A 15,889-nucleotide genomic window follows, 5' to 3' on the forward strand; every position below is an offset into this window, starting at 1 on the left:
CATTTTTTTTGTTTTGTTAAAATCCATATTTTTCTTCACGCTTTTTAAAAGCCTCTTTTCCTCCTTCAACTATATCTGCAATATGTTCTCTAATTCCCATACTTTTTAAAACATCTTCTTCATCTTTTATTTTGGAAAAAGAATTTTCTAATGATCCATTTATATAGTCAAATTGATAAGTACTTTCTCCTCCAGTTTCATTTTGACCGTTTTGATTTGCAATTATAACGTTTTCAGCATCTGCATTTACTACAATATTGGGATTATGAGTTACCAAAATGATTTGCCTTTCTTTCTTTTTAACTTTTAAATATTCTACTAATTCTTTTGACACAGAACGGTTATCCAAATTATCTTCAGGTTGGTCTATCAAAATTGGACTTTTTGATTCACTTAATCCCACTATCATCATCAATATTACAAAACTTGCTTTTCCTGTAGACATTTTCCCAAGTTTATCACCTTTATATTCAATCTCCCAATAATCAAAAAAATAGTCGTCTAATAATGTTTTTACAGCATGTATTTTATCTATTCGACTTAACAAAGAATACTTTCCTTCTTCGATACTAATAAATATTTCATGAATATCTTTAATAAAACTCTTAATACCATATGAATCTAATGCATTTAAATCTTCATTAAATATATTCCAATTTTTATATGTTTTTGAACCACCATGACTTATATCCAACAAGTTTTTTCTAAATTTTGGAAAGTTAAATTTAATTAAACCTTTTATAATTAGTCCCTCCTTTTCTAAAACTTTAACCCTTTCTTTTAATCCCTCAACAATACCTAAATATTCTTTAACATTTTTTTTATACAAATTAAAAAGTTTACGTTTTTCACTTTTCATTTCTTCTTTAAAAGTTATAATTTCTTTGTTAATCTGAATAATTAAATTTAGATTCTTTCTATCAACCTCGATAGAAGATTCCAATTCTTTTATATTTTTTTCTATTATTTCATTCTTTCTATAAGGATCAAGTTCTGTTTCTTTTACTTTCTTTCTATTTGAAATATCAGTTAAAAGAGTTTTAAATTTATTTTCCTTAAAAAAATTAAATTCTCCATCATCGAGCAACTGATTCTCATATGAAGCAATAAATTCAGATAGTTTTTTTGATAGGTTATCTAAATCTTGAAAAGTCTCATCAAACAAGGTCTTGATTTCAATATTTTCTAATGAAAGAGACAAAATATCTTTTTGTCTATTTAATTCATTCAATGAATTTTCAGTTTCTTTATTGAACCTTAAAACTTTCTTGAAATCATTTGTTATTTTTTCTCCATCACTAATAATTATTTCAAGGTCTTTCTGAACTAAATTATACTTCAATATGTCGGCTTCGCTTAATCCTACGCTTTTTTTTAACTCATTAATTTTATCAAGATTAGATTGAATGTTTTTCTCTAAAACTTCCTTATTGCTTTTTGATTTCAAAGAAACCTCTAAATCGACAATTTTACTTTTAATCTCAAAATAATTTTCAATTATACGTTCCCTTTCTTTATCGTTTGCTTTTACATTAACTTCAAAAACATCATTATACTTCAATTTTGATATTGGATCTTCAACAATTAAATTTCGTATAACTTTATTTAAAGAATCTCCGGTCTTATATTGCTCTGGTTCTGCCAATTTTATCAGATAATTTTGAGGAATATATTTTATGTCTGGCATAATATTTTTATTCGGATCGTCAAATCTCAATTGCGATATCCCGACTTTAGTTTCCACCAAAAAATTAAAACTAATATCTGCATTGTCTCCTTCTCTAAAATTATACTTATTCTCAATTTTCTCATCTGTGAATAGTTTTTCATCTGTAGATAAGGTTCTTGCAATATTATAAAGCAATATAGATTTCCCAGAAGACTTTCCTCCTATTATTACATTCAAATTTGGATTAAACTTTATAGAATTTGTATTAAAATTATTGTCTGAAGAAATAAATTTAACCTCATCAATAACTACTTTATCTTCTTTAAAATCAGGTTTTTCTTTTTGAATTTTAATTCTTTCTTCTGGTTCATAAATAATTTGCTTTAACCCTTGAAATGTGGGATCAGCTTTTATCCATGTAAAGCATTTATACTTTTCACATTGTTTTTTAAGTTCACCATCAAACTCATAAGTATCTAATAAATCAAATCCATGAATATCTAGAGAATGTAGCAACTTTTTATTTCCAAATTGATTTAACCAGTTTTGATTTTTTTCATTTGTATCAAAACTATTACTAAAAAAAGCCATCACATCATTATACAACTTTTCTTTAAAGGGTTTTAATTGCTGATTTTTTTCTAAATTGCTCCACTCCTTATATCCTAAAAAAAGAAAAGTTTTGTCTTTCCAAACTGAACTATTTAGTAACTCAAAAACTTTATCCGTTGAGGGTATAAGATTACTAAATCCATTTTGCAAATTGTCTCCACCTTCTATTGTCAAATTCTCTTTTGTAAGCATTTTAGTAAGATGTTGATGCAATTTTGTTATGGGAATTATTTCAATAAACTCATTTTTTATTTTTTCAATTTCTTTGCCCAGTTCATTTTCATTTACATCAAAAAGAATATGCAAATTAACCTTTTGCAAATCATTTTCACTTGCCGTTCCAAAAGTGTCAATCCTAAATTCAAGAATTGGAAATATCTTATCTATATTCTGTAATCTTCCATTTTTTCTAAATTCCATTACTTTTTTATACCCGTCAATAAAATAGTAATCAGTAATTCCAATAACTTTTACATCCAGAGGTAAGTTCTCTAGTGCATTTATAAATTTTTCCCAACCTTCAGGTGAATTATTATAATGTTGATTAATCGAATATGGTGTATGAATATGCAAATCCCATATTCTCCATTCTGAACCTCTATTACTCATAATACTTATTAGTTTAATTAAAATTTACTTTCCCTTATTTATCTTAAATTATTTCAAAAATGCAACTAACTTTTTAAAAAGCTTTACGGATTTCCGTAAGTCTTAATTATTACCTCTAAAATTATCGTTGATGTCAAATGTAAATAAACAAAAAGCCTTTAAACCCAGTAAAAACACCTGATTTAAAAGCCTACAAATAAATCTCTAATAAATACCTAACAGGTTTTTGAAACCTGTTAGGAAACATCGCTATTTAGTAATCTTCATTATCCGGCGGAGCAGTTTTATTGCGTGTAGTTATTTCCCAATTCTCTTTTTGATATGGATTATCTATTTTATCAATTTGAACTGAAATTTGTAATTCCTCTTTGTCTTTATCGTTTTTCCCAATAGAAATCCTAAATCCGTATCCCTTTATCTTTTCGATGTATTTATCGGTTATAGCATTATTTTGATAATAATTTATAGCAACATTAATTTCTTTTGCAAACTGAGTATTCTCAGCCAGAAATTCTAATAATTGTAAGGCAGCTTCTTTTTTAAATTCTGTATCATTTATTTTATCCGGTTCTACTTTATAAAACGCATTAAATTCTAAGGCTAAATTATCGCAACCTCCTACACTTGCATTAATTATAGTATCATTCTTTTTGTATATTTCTAATATGGTTTCGGTATAATTATGCATTTCGATACTTCTGGTACGTTTTTCTACTCCAGGAATATCATTAAAAATAGTTTTAGATTTCAATTTTGCCAATTTACATTTTGACAAATACGATTCTTCGTATAGATTTCCATTCTTGTATATAAATGATAATGAAGTCGATTTTAAATTTTCTACCGAACTTGAATACGTTCTGAAATTTTGTGTAACCTTAATTTTAAATTTATTACCAACAAAATTTGCTTCGTCAATTATATTGTATGAAAAAGGAGCATATCCCAAAATACTATGAGATTCTTTCTGCTCAATTTCATCTTTCATAATGTAAAAAATAAAGTCATCGTTAGTGTTTGCATTTCCACCCAGCATTCCTTCAGATGATCTGTGAATTAGATAATCAATGATTCCGTCATTATTAAAATCAGCTTTTTCATAAATCGAAAATGAAACGGTATAAGGATCGCCATCATTTGCAAACGAAACGTAATAAGGAGATTCGGATATTTGCATTTCCTTATATTTTTGTTCGCCAATTTCTTCGTTAATAAGTCTTTTTAAAAATTTACCTTCTATTTCGGTAGGAATTACTTTTTCTTCTTCTGGTTCTACAGCCAAAACCGTGTCTTTAGTACTTTTTTTATGTACTGTTTTGACTTCTTTTTTGCATGAAAATGCTAAGAGAATAAAGGCAAGAAGAATTATTTTTTTACTTTGAAAGCATATTGATTTATAAGTCATTAATCAATCTTTTTTTTTGGTTAAACTGCTAAAAATTAATTGGTTTTTCGGTATGTATATTAGTTGTAATATGACTTCAAATTAACAAATAAAAAACCACAAACTCACAAGATAAAATTGCAAATTTGCGGTTAGAAACAAATTAAATTCCAATTCTAAATTCCAAAAAAGCTTTTAGCATTCCTGGTAGTTTCCTCCGCAATAACAATCCCCGAAACTCCTTTAAACTGCGCTACAGTTGCTGCAACAAAAGGCAGAAAAGCTGGTTCGCAACGGCGTTCGTGGTATTTTTTCAAGAGATTGTTTGGCACATTTTTCGGCAGCATGAATGGCGCATCGGTTTCGATCATCATTCGGTCAAGCGGTACGTATTGAATCACTTCTTTTAAATGATCAAAACGTTTACTGTCGGATATTGCTCCGGTAAAACCCAAATAAAATCCGTTATCAAGATAGGTTTTGGCTTCTTGCAAACTTCCGGTAAAACAATGCACAACGGCTTTTGGCAATTGTGGCAAATAGGCTTTTGTAATACTCATAAACCTTGTAAAAGCAGCTCTTTCATGCAAAAACAAAGGTTTCTGAACTTCTATCGCCAATTCTAATTGGGCTTTATAACAGGTTTCCTGTACATTTCTGGGCGAAAAGTCACGGTCAAAATCGAGTCCGCACTCGCCTACTGAAACTACGTGTTTCTGTTTTAATAAATTTCGCAGTTTCGAAATGCTTTGCGCATCGAAACTCTTCGCATCATGCGGATGAATTCCGGCTGTTGCGTACAATATTCCGGAATATTCTTTTGCTGTTTCTGCCGAAGCTTTGCTATTTTTTACGCTTGTTCCGGTGAGTATCATTTGCAATACATCGGCGTCTAAAGCGTTTTGTATGACATCGTCTATGTCGTTGTGGAATTGTTTATTCGTTAAATTAATTCCTATGTCTATGTATTGTTTCATATTTTTTTTTAAAGTTACAAAGGTTCAAAGAGGCAAAGGTTCTGAGTTTTTTTCTCTTTGAGTCTTTATGTTTTTTTTATTTTAAATTTTAGAAAAAGAAGCTAGAGACAAGACTTCAATTCTTTCTTCTTGGCTCTATTCTCTTGCCTCTATTTTCTATATTCTATTCTCTATCCACCGTAAATCACCTCATTTTTAAATTCTGCTTCAACCACTTTTCCGTAAATGATTTTGGTCCATCCATTTTCGAATCCGTGATTGTTGGCGATTAGGAAACCTTTGTTGGTGTCGGTTTTTATGATTTTATGGGCATCGATATATCTGCCTTTTACTTTGCAGAATACGATATCTCCTATTTGGTACTTGTCACTTTTTTCAAAGGTTAAGAGACTTCCGCTTTTTAAGATGGGGCGCATGGAGTCTCCAAATGCTTTCATCTTTCCATTACCGACTGTTTCTAATTCTGTTTTCAGTCGTTCGTATTTATTCATTTTTTTGTTTTAAGATTTTTTAAGATATAAGAAGCAAGAGCCAAGACAATTAAATCTTTTATCTTCCCAAGTCTTGTTTCTTGCATCTTGCATCTTTTTTTCTAATTAATCTTCTCTACTTCCGTCATCCGCCATTCTCACCAATTTAGGTGTGAACTTCGCTACGACATCTACCAAATCCTGTTGCGATGCCATAACCTGATTGATATCTTTATAGGCCATTGGCGCTTCGTCAAGACCTGCACCAATAAGCGTAACGCCGTGATCTTGCAGAATCGATTTCATCTCGGATTTAGTTATATTTTTTATGGCCTGAGTTCTGCTCATTTGTCTTCCTGCTCCATGCGAAGCCGAGTTTATGGCGTTCTCCTCTCCTTTTCCTCTCACCAAAAATCCCGGTGCGGTCATACTTCCCGGAATGATTCCCATAACGCCTTTTCCGGCTGGGGTTGCACCTTTTCTATGTACGATTACTTCTTCGCCATTCCAGATTTCTTTCCAGGCAAAATTATGGTGGTTTTCGACTTTGGCTAAAATCGTTGCTCCCAGAGCGCGTTCCATTTTGTTATGGATAATCTCATGACAAGCCGAAGCGTAATCTCCCGCCAAATTCATCGCCATCCAGTATTCCTGACCTAATTGTGTGTTCATATCCAAGTATGCTAAATTTTTAGCCACATCAGGAAGTTTACAAACATCTTTAGCCATTTTGGTATAATGTCCGGCAATTGTGGCACCCATTCCGCGTGAACCGGAATGTGTTAATAAAGCAACATATTTACCTTTCGGGATATTCAAAACGGCATCGTCTTTTGCAAATTCCATGATTCCGAATTCGACAAAGTGATTTCCACCACCTGAAGATCCTAATTGCGACCAGGCTTTATCTTTCAAATGCTTCACAAACGGCGTCATATTAAAAGCATCGTTTTCTAAAACCGCGTGATCTGCTTTGTATTGACCGTGAAATCCGTTTCCTGCGCCAAAAATCGAATTGGCAATTAATTCTTTTTTGAATTTGGCTTCGTTTTCAAAGTAAAAATCCTCTGCAATATCATAAACCGATAACGCCATTCTACAACCAATATCAACCCCAACACCATACGGAATAATGGCATTTTTGGTTGCTAAAACGCCACCTATTGGCAATCCGTAACCCTGATGCGCATCCGGCATTAAAGCTCCTGCAACCGTAACCGGAAGTTTCATGGCAACTTCCATTTGTTTTCTCGCACCGTCTTCGATTCCCTCTAATCCGTAAGCAGAATAGGCATTCGGATTTTGGTTTAAAGCAATAAAATCCTCCGGTTTTTCGTTTGATTTTTCGATCAAAGCAATTGCCAGTTTGCTAAAAATTTTATCGTCTATATAATTCTCTGGAGTATCTAAGACGTTCTTGAAATTTGCTATCATTTCGTCTCTTGTAAATCCGTTTCTTTTACTATTTATTTTTAAGGCAATCCCGATTATTTTTCCTTCAGGAAATCCTAATTCTAATATATCTGTACCGTTTATTTGTGTTTTCATTTGTTTTTCTTTTTAAGGAACAATCCCGATAGCTATCGGGACAGAGGTTCATAGGTGCAAAGGTTTTATAGAAGTGCGCAGTTATTTTGCGTAGTTTTTATTTCGCGCAAAGTCGCAGAGTCGCAAAGTTTTTATTTAAGTGATCAACACACAGTTTATCATTTCGACGTAAGGAGAAATCTTCGCAAGTAACTCCGTAACGAAAGTCCAATCTTTGTCGAATCCCGCGTGTGATTTCTCCTTACGTCGAAATGACAAGCTGTGTGGTTACTATAATCTCAAAGATTTTTTCCCGCTCCCGATAGCTATCGGGATTCCAGATTCTGCAGATTTCTAATAATCCTTGTTAATCTTATTAATCTGTGGCAAAAAAAACTTTGCGCCTCTGCTCCCGATAGCTATCGGGATTGCGAGATTAATCATAATACACTTTGCGGAGACGCACAGCAGTGCGCCTCTACAAAAAACCTTGAACCTTTGCCTCTCTGGACCTTTGCACCTAATCTATCAATAATTGCGTCACTGCCGCAGCATTTATCGCCCATTGTGCATCGTAAACCTCATCAGCATTTTGATCTTCGGTAATTATTAAACCTTGCGCTTCCGCTTTAAGTTGTAACAAACTACCAATATTCAATTTGCTGCTTAGTTTTGCCAATAATGCCTGAACTCCTTTAAAATCCAAACCTTGCACGACTTGCCCTCCAAAGGTCATCTCTAACCAAATGATTTCTCTTTTGGCTACATCCAACACTCCAAAAACCAAACCTTTGGCAATATTCTGCGTCACACGAACCTGATGATCTACACACGACGGATCGTAAGCTACTCCGGTTTTTTCCGAAATTTTCATCGGGTGTTTGCTGTTCATCCAACCTACGACAAGATTTGGCGTGATACTTCCGTTGCTGTACGCATTGCAGGTAAAAGTCACAAATTTTGCGTTGGCTTTCGCCAATTCATCAATGTTGATGTTGATATATTCTGCCGTTCCAATTTTATTCGGAATACTTCTGATATCACCGCTATGTTTACAACCCACTGTTTCCAATCGGCTAAAAGAACACATATCTGCTTTATCTTCATAGGCAATATGACAGCTTAAATCCATATCCAGGTGTTGTGCCGGTAAATCGTTACCCCATTGCATAAACAATCGCACTTCGTTACCTTCAATCGGGAAACGTGTTCCCATTAAAGCAACCGGTAAATCCTGAACGTTCTCGCTTCGATCTCCTATAGAAACCGGCATATTAAACAATTGTGGATCGATATACATCGTTTTGTTTGGGTTTGCAATTGCAGCAAATCTTTTCTTCATTGCTAATAAACACAACGCTTCGATTTGATTTTTCATCGCCTCTAATTGCGCTTCGTCATACAAATTTAATAACGCATTTGGTGCAATTCGTTTGTTGGTTCCACCCAAAGGCTTCACGCTTCTTTGCATGTTTTTATCAAAATAATTTTGAGCATACATGTTCAGGGTAAACACCAATCTGGCCGGAACTTTATCGATAATTTCTGTGAAATGTGCTATAGTTTCGTCTGCACCAAACCAAAGCATATTCGAGAATAACGAACGTGCAAACAATCCCGGACGTTGTTTTAATAATGCAAATGTTTTATCGGCATCAAATTTCAATCTTGAAAAGTTCACTTTACTTTGCCAAACGTCGTATACCTGGTTGTAAAACACATCCATTAAAAAAGCTAATTTTTCAAAGCCTTTTCTTTTGCTGTATTCTGCCAAACGAAGCGCTCGGATAAAACGAACCCACATTCCTCTTTTCGGGTGCATGATTTCGCACATTGTCTCCACATCCATATCCAGATTATTCAACCAGGACGCCACCATTAAACATTCTTTTCGGGAATATTTCAATTTTAAATCTTTTTGAGAGGCAATTTTCGCCTGCGCGCTTGTATCTAAAATATTGAAAAAGTGCTGAGCATTTTTTGATGTTCTTTTAATGATTGTTTTTGGCTCAATAATTTGTAATAATCCTGTATTCCTGAACCATAAATATCTTAAGATATCGGTTGGCGATTTAAAATACTGAGCTGTCTTTTCGGCCTGACCTTCTTCGATTAAAATAGCAATCACCAACATCAAAGTTTCTTTGATCGCGATATCAGTTTTTGGCAAAGGCAAATATTTCAATAACATCTTTAAACTATCTGCCTGCGTAGCGTCTAAAGCGGTTTTGGATTGCAATAATGATGTGTATAAATCTTCTAATTCTTTTTCTGACCATAAATCCAATACTTTTAATTTGCTTCCCTGACCGAAGTTTTCAATCTTACCAAATTCAAACGGAGTTCCGCAAAACGGACAACCGTTGTATCTTTCTAAAGGAAAACTATTATCCGGAATAATATGTCCACATTGTAAAGTTGTTCCGTTAGTCGTTCTAAAAAAGTTGGCGAAAAAAGTTGCAATGTGATCTATGCCAGATTCTCCCGTTGGGATATTCCATTCTTTCACTAATGGTGTCCAGTTTTTATCGGTTCCTAAAACTTCTCTCAGGATTTCTAAAACCTGTACTTTATAATTCGGGTTTACATTATTTAAAGCGTGTAATAACGACTCAGAAAATGTAAATCCGAGTTTTGAAACATTGGCTACAAAAACCGCAGTTGATCCTGATAATTTTTTGATGTCATTCGCAATCATTTCTGATGGAATGAAAATAGCATTTTGACGTAAACTGATTTTTAATAATTCTTTTGTTTTCATTTTTTTAATTTTTAAAATTTAGATAATGGTGTTTCTGGTTCTACCTAAAAGATTTTGAAGTAAGAAACACTTGACCTGAAATTTGAGTGTAATTGATGAACTTTTTATCAGATGGGTTTCCCCGAAGAAGTAAGTTAATCTTGACCCTCATTTTTTATTAATGATGATTTTAAAACTTTTAACCGTCAACTTCCTTTCGGAAGTCAGGACTCGAACCTGGGGAAGTAAGTTTTAATTGACCATTAATTGTGAAGCAGATGGGATTCGAACCCACGACCTGGACGTTAAAAGCGTAAGAAGTAAATTTTGATTGACCTGTTAGGATAATTTCAAAACTACCTGCTCTATCCGCTGAGCTACTGCTTCATTATAAATTGTGTTAACTGGTAATGGTGTAAGTGTGTACGTTGGAAAGTTTTCGAAGTAACTTACACTTGACCTGTTGAACTCAATTTTTTATTTCAATGAACTTATTTTTATTTCCTGAACAAAGATTTCGATAGTAGTGCGCAATTATTCTGCGCAGTAAAAAAATCTTTTATTTTTTTGTGACCCTGATGAGATTCGAACTCATATTCCCTTTCGGGCATTGCGGCTCTAAATACGCTTCCCTACTTTCCCTGACGATTTCGGTGCTTCTGTAAATTCTACCCATTAGTCCGCTCGGGTCTAACCGGAATATCCGCAAACACTACAGCTCGTATTTTTCTGCAGGCTTTTCCTTTTAAGCTACAAGGCCTTTCGTTTTGACATTACAAAGATTTCAGAACTACTACGCAATTATTTTGCGCAGTAAAAAAAGAATTTTATATTTGAGTAAAAAAGGATATGTTTTTAAAACAGAAATATACTGAATTACTACTGAATATTGGTTTTGAGGAAAAAGAAATCCTGTATAATTGGCTGAATTTAGAAAAGGCATATTCCGGCAAATCAAGGCATTATCATAATCTGACTCATATAAAAGATATGATTTTGAGTTTTGAAACTTATTCCGGTAAACTTAAATCTCCAAACGAAATATTATTTTCTATTTTTTATCATGATTACGTTTATGTAAGCAGTAAAAAAGACAATGAACTTAAAAGTGCTGAATATGCTTTGTCCATTTTGCCTGAAAATGTCAAACTCGATAAACAATTGGTTTTTGATGCAATCTGTGCAACGCAACAACATCAACATAATGAAAATGAAGACATTAATTGGTTAATAGATTTTGATTTAAAAATTCTCGCACGAGATTGGGAAGATTACAAAACCTATTTTGAACAGATTAGAAAAGAATATCGCATTTATCCTGATTTATTATACAAACCCGGGCGTGCCAAAGCCCTGAAACATTTTCTGGAGCATGAATTTATTTTTCAGACGGAGGAATTCAGGAGTTTATATGAGGAGAAAGCGAGAGAGAATATTGAAAGCGAGATTTTCTTGTTTCCGTAATTTGCGTGAGGGATAGAGGCGATATCCTTTTGTGAAGTGGAACGGAACAAAAGATAAAGCCGAAAGCCCGACCCGGAGGGACACGTCCAAAAACATACTGAAATATAATGGTTAAGCAAAAAAATAATCGCGCTAAGACGCAAAGTTTTTAAAACCACAGATTAAAAGATTAAACCTGCGATAAAAAAATTTGCGACTTTGTGAGCAAAAAAAACATAAACTATGTCACAAAACAAAAATGCCTTAATACGGTACAAAACCATTGACAAATGCTTGCAGAATAAATACCGACAATGGACTTTGGAAGATTTGATCGAATGTTGTTCCGAAGCTTTATTTGAATATGAAGGACGCGAAAACCCGATTAGTAAACGAACGATTCAGATGGATATTCAACTCATGCGAAGCGAAAAATTAGGGTATAATGCTCCAATTGTTGTTTACGATAAAAAATATTATAAATATGAAGACGATGAATTTTCGATAACCGATATTCCGCTTACTGAAACCGACATGAATGTTCTGACCGAAACGGTTTCGATGTTAAAACAGTTTAAGGATTTCTCTTTATTTAATGATGTATCTGATATTTTACAGCGCTTAGAAGATAAAATCTATGCCGAAAAATCGCATACGAAACCCGTTATTTATCTGGATAAAAACGAAGAATTAAAAGGTTTACACTATTTAGACGAAGTGTATCAGGCCATTATCAAAAAGATTGTTTTGGTGATTACTTATAAATCTTTTAAATCAATAGAAGAAACTAAATTTCACTTTCACCCTTTTATCTTAAAAGAATTCAATAACAGATGGTTTCTGGTCGGAAAGAAAAAGGGTTCTGCTCCTATTACCAATTTGGCACTTGACAGAATTATTGGGATCGATTATGATTTTAATCTGCCTTATTTAGAAGAAGATTTTGATGCCGATTTATTTTATAAAAATGTAATTGGAGTAACTGTTAATACTGGATTGCAACCCAGAAAAATAGAACTCTGGATCGATGCTGTAAATGCGCCTTATGTTCTGACCAAACCTTTGCACCAGACTCAAAGACTAATTAAAGAAAACGAGGACAAAAGTGTTATCGTGCATTTGTTTATTTCTCCTAATTATGAAATGGAACGTATTTTATTGGGGTTTGGTGATGGTATCGAAATTATCAAACCTGAGAATCTACGAAATCGTATGAAAAAGATTCTCGAGAAAGCAATTTCGCGCTATACTCCTGAAAATAATACTGAATTAAACTTATGATTTTCTACAAAATGCAGAATTAAATCTTAATTTAAAACGATAAAACAAATTTTACAGCATAAAATTTGTTAAAATCTCAAAAAAGAATAGTATATTTCAATTTAAAATTAACCCTAAACCACTCTAATTCAGAGATTTTTTTTCACTAACCAAAAAATTATCACAAAATTATATGCATGCATAGTATTTTTTGATTATATTTGAAATCGATATAGTTACATATGAAAGAGAAAACAATAGATTATATTTTGAGAGCTACATGGCAAGCTGTATCAAGAATGTACAATGAAGAAGCTGCAAAATACGACGGCACGATGGCAACAGGATTTGCACTTTTGAGTATTGACAAAGAAGAAGGAACTCCATCTACCGCTTTAGGTCCAAGAATGGGAATGGAAGCCACAAGTTTGACCAGAACATTAAAATCAATGGAAGACAAAGGTTTAATTGTTCGCAAAAAAAATCCAACCGACGGTCGTGGTGTACTGATATACCTGACCGAATTTGGAAAAGAAAAAAGGGATTTATCTAAAAATACAGTTCTGAAATTTAATGAAACAATCAGAAAACATGTTTCAGACGAAAAACTAAAACATTTTATCGAAGTTTCAGAAATCATAAACGAATTAATTCAGGACAAAAACATATTTAATCAAACAGAAAATACAGAAAATGAATAACCTCAATTCTTTATGAAAGCAGGAAAATTCAAATTCAAATAAAAACAAACCTTAACAAATATGAAACGCACAATTAAAAAAGTTGCTGTAATTGGATCCGGAATCATGGGTTCAGGTATAGCTTGTCATTTTGCCAATATTGGTGTTGAAGTTTTATTGCTTGACATCGTACCCCGCGAGTTGACAGAAGCTGAAACTAAAAAAGGATTAACGCTTGAAAGTAAAGCTGTTCGTAACCGTGTGGTAAACGAGCACTTGGCGAATTCATTAAAATCGAAACCGTCCCCTATTTACAGTCAGAAATTCGCAAGCAGAATCACGACTGGAAATACGACTGATGATATAGCAAAAATTGCCAATGTTGACTGGATTATTGAGGTTGTGGTAGAGCGTTTGGATATTAAGAAATTGGTATTCGAGCAAATCGAGAAATTCCGTAAACCGGGAACTTTGGTTACTTCAAACACTTCTGGTATTCCGATTCATTTTATGAGCGAAGGAAGAAGCGAAGATTTTCAACAACACTTCTGCGGAACTCACTTTTTTAACCCTGCGCGTTACTTAAAATTATTTGAAATTATTCCTGGCCCTAAAACCTCAACTGAAGTTTTGGATTTCTTAAACGAATACGGATCTAAATTTTTAGGAAAAACATCTGTTGTTGCTAAAGATACTCCGGCGTTTATTGGAAACAGAATTGGTATTTACGGAATCCAGAGTTTGTTCCACCTGGTAAAAGAAATGGGATTAACGATTGAAGAAGTCGATAAATTGACCGGTCCGGTAATTGGTCGTCCAAAATCGGCTACTTTCCGTACCGTTGATGTTGTTGGTTTGGATACTTTGGTACACGTTGCAAATGGTATTTATGAAAACTGCCCAACAGATGAACAGCACGAATTGTTCAAACTTCCTGATTTCGTCACAAAAATGATGGAAAATAATTGGTTAGGAAGCAAAACAGGACAAGGTTTTTATAAAAAAGTAGATAAAGATATTCTTTCTTTAGACTTAGATACATTAGAATACCGCGCTGCTAAAAAAGCAAATTTTGCTACGCTTGAACTTACCAAAACTATTGATAAACCTATCAACCGTTTTAAAGTTTTAGTGAAAGGAAAAGACAAAGCGGGAGAATTCTACCGTAAGAGTTTCGCCGGAATGTTTGCTTATGTGTCAAACAGAATTCCTGAAATCTCAGACGAATTATACAAAATTGATGATGCGATGAAAGCCGGTTTTGGATGGGAAAATGGTCCATTTGAAATTTGGGATGCCATAGGTGTTGCAAACGGAATCGAAATCATGAAAGCAGAAGGTTTAGAGCCTGCTGCATGGGTTAACGAAATGTTAGCTTCTGGAAGCGAAAGTTTCTACTCTGTAAAAGAAGGAGCAACTTTCTTCTATAACATTCCAACAAAATCACAAGTAAAAGTTCCTGGACAAGATTCATTCATTATCCTAAACAACATTCGCGAAAGCAAAAAAGTTTGGAGTAATAGTGGTGCAATCATTCAGGATTTAGGAGACGGAATTTTGAACTTAGAATTCCAATCAAAAATGAATACAATTGGTGGCGACGTTCTTGCTGCTATCAATAAAGCAATTGACTTATCTGAAAAAGAATATCAAGGTTTAGTTATTGGAAACCAGGCAGCGAATTTCTCTGTTGGGGCTAATATCGGAATGATTTTCATGATGGCGGTTGAGCAGGAATATGACGAATTGAACATGGCGATCAAATTGTTCCAGGACACGATGATGCGCGTTCGTTATTCTTCAATTCCAGTTGTAGTAGCACCTCACGGAATGACTTTTGGTGGTGGATGCGAAATGAGCTTACACGCTGATAAAGTGGTTGCTGCTGCAGAAACTTATATGGGATTAGTTGAATTTGGTGTTGGTGTACTTCCTGGTGGTGGCGGATCTAAAGAAATGGCTTTGAGAGCGTCTGATTTATTCCGCAAAAACGATGTGGAATTAAACGTTCTTCAGGAGTATTTCTTAACGATCGCTATGGCGAAAGTATCTACTTCTGGTTACGAGGCTTTTGATACAGGACTTCTTCAACATGGAAAAGATGTTATTGTAGTAAACAAAGATCGTCAGATCGCTGAAGCTAAAAAACATGCTTTGTTAATGGCTGAAGCTGGTTACACGCAACCTATTAGAAGAACGGATGTGAAAGTATTAGGAAAACAAGCTCTTGGAATGTTCTTAGTGGGAACAGATCAAATGGAAGCTGGAAAATACATTTCTGAGCACGATAAGAAAATCGCTAACAAGCTGGCTTACGTAATGGCTGGTGGTGATTTATCTGAAGCTACTTTAGTATCTGAACAATATTTATTAGATATCGAACGTGAAGCTTTCCTGAGTTTATGTACTGAACGTAAGACTTTAGAAAGAATTCAATATATGTTAACTAAAGGAAAACCACTTCGTAACTAGATAATAAGATGCAAGAAACAAGAAGCAAGACTTTAGAAATATCTTG

General features: G+C 33.7%; 10 protein-coding genes and 1 tRNA gene. 4 read left to right on the top strand and 7 right to left on the bottom strand.

All coding sequences use genetic code 11. The features are described 5' to 3' along the window. Nucleotides 1–16 precede the first annotated feature (16 nt). The 7 genes from ACQY44_RS01065 to ACQY44_RS01095 form a co-directional block, all read right to left on the bottom strand. Entirely contained in the window at nt 17–2,890 is a 2,874-nt protein-coding gene (locus ACQY44_RS01065; protein WP_428228567.1) for a TrlF family AAA-like ATPase, read from the bottom strand. 253 nt (nt 2,891–3,143) lie between these two features. Next, nucleotides 3,144–4,295 (bottom strand): hypothetical protein, encoded by a 1,152-nt coding sequence (locus ACQY44_RS01070; protein WP_428228568.1) that lies wholly within the window; start codon nt 4,293–4,295, stop codon nt 3,144–3,146. A gap of 155 nt (nt 4,296–4,450) precedes the next feature. Next, entirely contained in the window at nt 4,451–5,251 is an 801-nt protein-coding gene (locus tag ACQY44_RS01075; protein ID WP_428228569.1) for a TatD family hydrolase, read from the bottom strand. Nucleotides 5,252–5,421: 170 nt separating this feature from the next. Beyond that, nucleotides 5,422–5,742 carry a S24 family peptidase gene (locus ACQY44_RS01080; RefSeq protein WP_428228570.1) on the bottom strand — a complete coding sequence of 107 codons (321 nt, stop codon included), beginning with the start codon at nt 5,740–5,742 and terminating at the stop codon, nt 5,422–5,424. A 105-nt stretch (nt 5,743–5,847) separates the two neighbouring features. Beyond that, nucleotides 5,848–7,269 (bottom strand): RtcB family protein, encoded by a 1,422-nt coding sequence (locus tag ACQY44_RS01085; protein WP_428228571.1) that lies wholly within the window; start codon nt 7,267–7,269, stop codon nt 5,848–5,850. 499 nt (nt 7,270–7,768) lie between these two features. Beyond that, nucleotides 7,769–10,009: a hypothetical protein gene (locus tag ACQY44_RS01090; protein ID WP_428228572.1), complete on the bottom strand. Its 2,241-nt coding sequence runs from the start codon at nt 10,007–10,009 to the stop codon at nt 7,769–7,771. 249 nt (nt 10,010–10,258) lie between these two features. After that, nucleotides 10,259–10,375, bottom strand: a tRNA-OTHER gene (locus ACQY44_RS01095). A 462-nt stretch (nt 10,376–10,837) separates the two neighbouring features. Between ACQY44_RS01095 and ACQY44_RS01100 the strand changes: the two genes are divergently transcribed. The 4 genes from ACQY44_RS01100 (at nt 10,838) to ACQY44_RS01115 (ending at nt 15,843) form a co-directional block, all read left to right on the top strand. Continuing rightward, nucleotides 10,838–11,452: an HD domain-containing protein gene (locus tag ACQY44_RS01100; RefSeq protein ID WP_428228573.1), complete on the top strand. Its 615-nt coding sequence runs from the start codon at nt 10,838–10,840 to the stop codon at nt 11,450–11,452. 222 nt (nt 11,453–11,674) lie between these two features. After that, nucleotides 11,675–12,712, top strand: a complete 1,038-nt coding sequence (locus ACQY44_RS01105; protein WP_428228574.1) for a helix-turn-helix transcriptional regulator — start codon at nt 11,675–11,677, stop codon at nt 12,710–12,712. Nucleotides 12,713–12,933: 221 nt separating this feature from the next. Next, entirely contained in the window at nt 12,934–13,392 is a 459-nt protein-coding gene (locus ACQY44_RS01110; RefSeq protein ID WP_428228575.1) for a MarR family winged helix-turn-helix transcriptional regulator, read from the top strand. Nucleotides 13,393–13,452: 60 nt separating this feature from the next. Beyond that, a complete protein-coding gene (locus ACQY44_RS01115; protein ID WP_428228576.1) occupies nt 13,453–15,843 on the top strand; it encodes a 3-hydroxyacyl-CoA dehydrogenase NAD-binding domain-containing protein in 2,391 nt (796 codons plus the stop codon). Nucleotides 15,844–15,889 lie beyond the last annotated feature (46 nt).

Origin of the sequence: Flavobacterium sp. (assembly GCF_965277525.1) — a bacterium.
In the GTDB taxonomy this organism is placed as follows: Bacteria; Bacteroidota; Bacteroidia; order Flavobacteriales; family Flavobacteriaceae; genus Flavobacterium.

What these genes read in the sequence shown, in the direction of transcription:
- ACQY44_RS01065 (WP_428228567.1), bottom strand. Translation starts at nt 2,890, where the DNA reads ATGAGTAATAGAGGTTCAGAATGGAGAATATGGGATTTGCATATTCAT.
- ACQY44_RS01070 (WP_428228568.1), bottom strand. Translation starts at nt 4,295, where the DNA reads ATGACTTATAAATCAATATGCTTTCAAAGTAAAAAAATAATTCTTCTT.
- ACQY44_RS01075 (WP_428228569.1), bottom strand. Translation starts at nt 5,251, where the DNA reads ATGAAACAATACATAGACATAGGAATTAATTTAACGAATAAACAATTC.
- ACQY44_RS01080 (WP_428228570.1), bottom strand. Translation starts at nt 5,742, where the DNA reads ATGAATAAATACGAACGACTGAAAACAGAATTAGAAACAGTCGGTAAT.
- ACQY44_RS01085 (WP_428228571.1), bottom strand. Translation starts at nt 7,269, where the DNA reads ATGAAAACACAAATAAACGGTACAGATATATTAGAATTAGGATTTCCT.
- ACQY44_RS01090 (WP_428228572.1), bottom strand. Translation starts at nt 10,009, where the DNA reads ATGAAAACAAAAGAATTATTAAAAATCAGTTTACGTCAAAATGCTATT.
- ACQY44_RS01100 (WP_428228573.1), top strand. Translation starts at nt 10,838, where the DNA reads ATGTTTTTAAAACAGAAATATACTGAATTACTACTGAATATTGGTTTT.
- ACQY44_RS01105 (WP_428228574.1), top strand. Translation starts at nt 11,675, where the DNA reads ATGTCACAAAACAAAAATGCCTTAATACGGTACAAAACCATTGACAAA.
- ACQY44_RS01110 (WP_428228575.1), top strand. Translation starts at nt 12,934, where the DNA reads ATGAAAGAGAAAACAATAGATTATATTTTGAGAGCTACATGGCAAGCT.
- ACQY44_RS01115 (WP_428228576.1), top strand. Translation starts at nt 13,453, where the DNA reads ATGAAACGCACAATTAAAAAAGTTGCTGTAATTGGATCCGGAATCATG.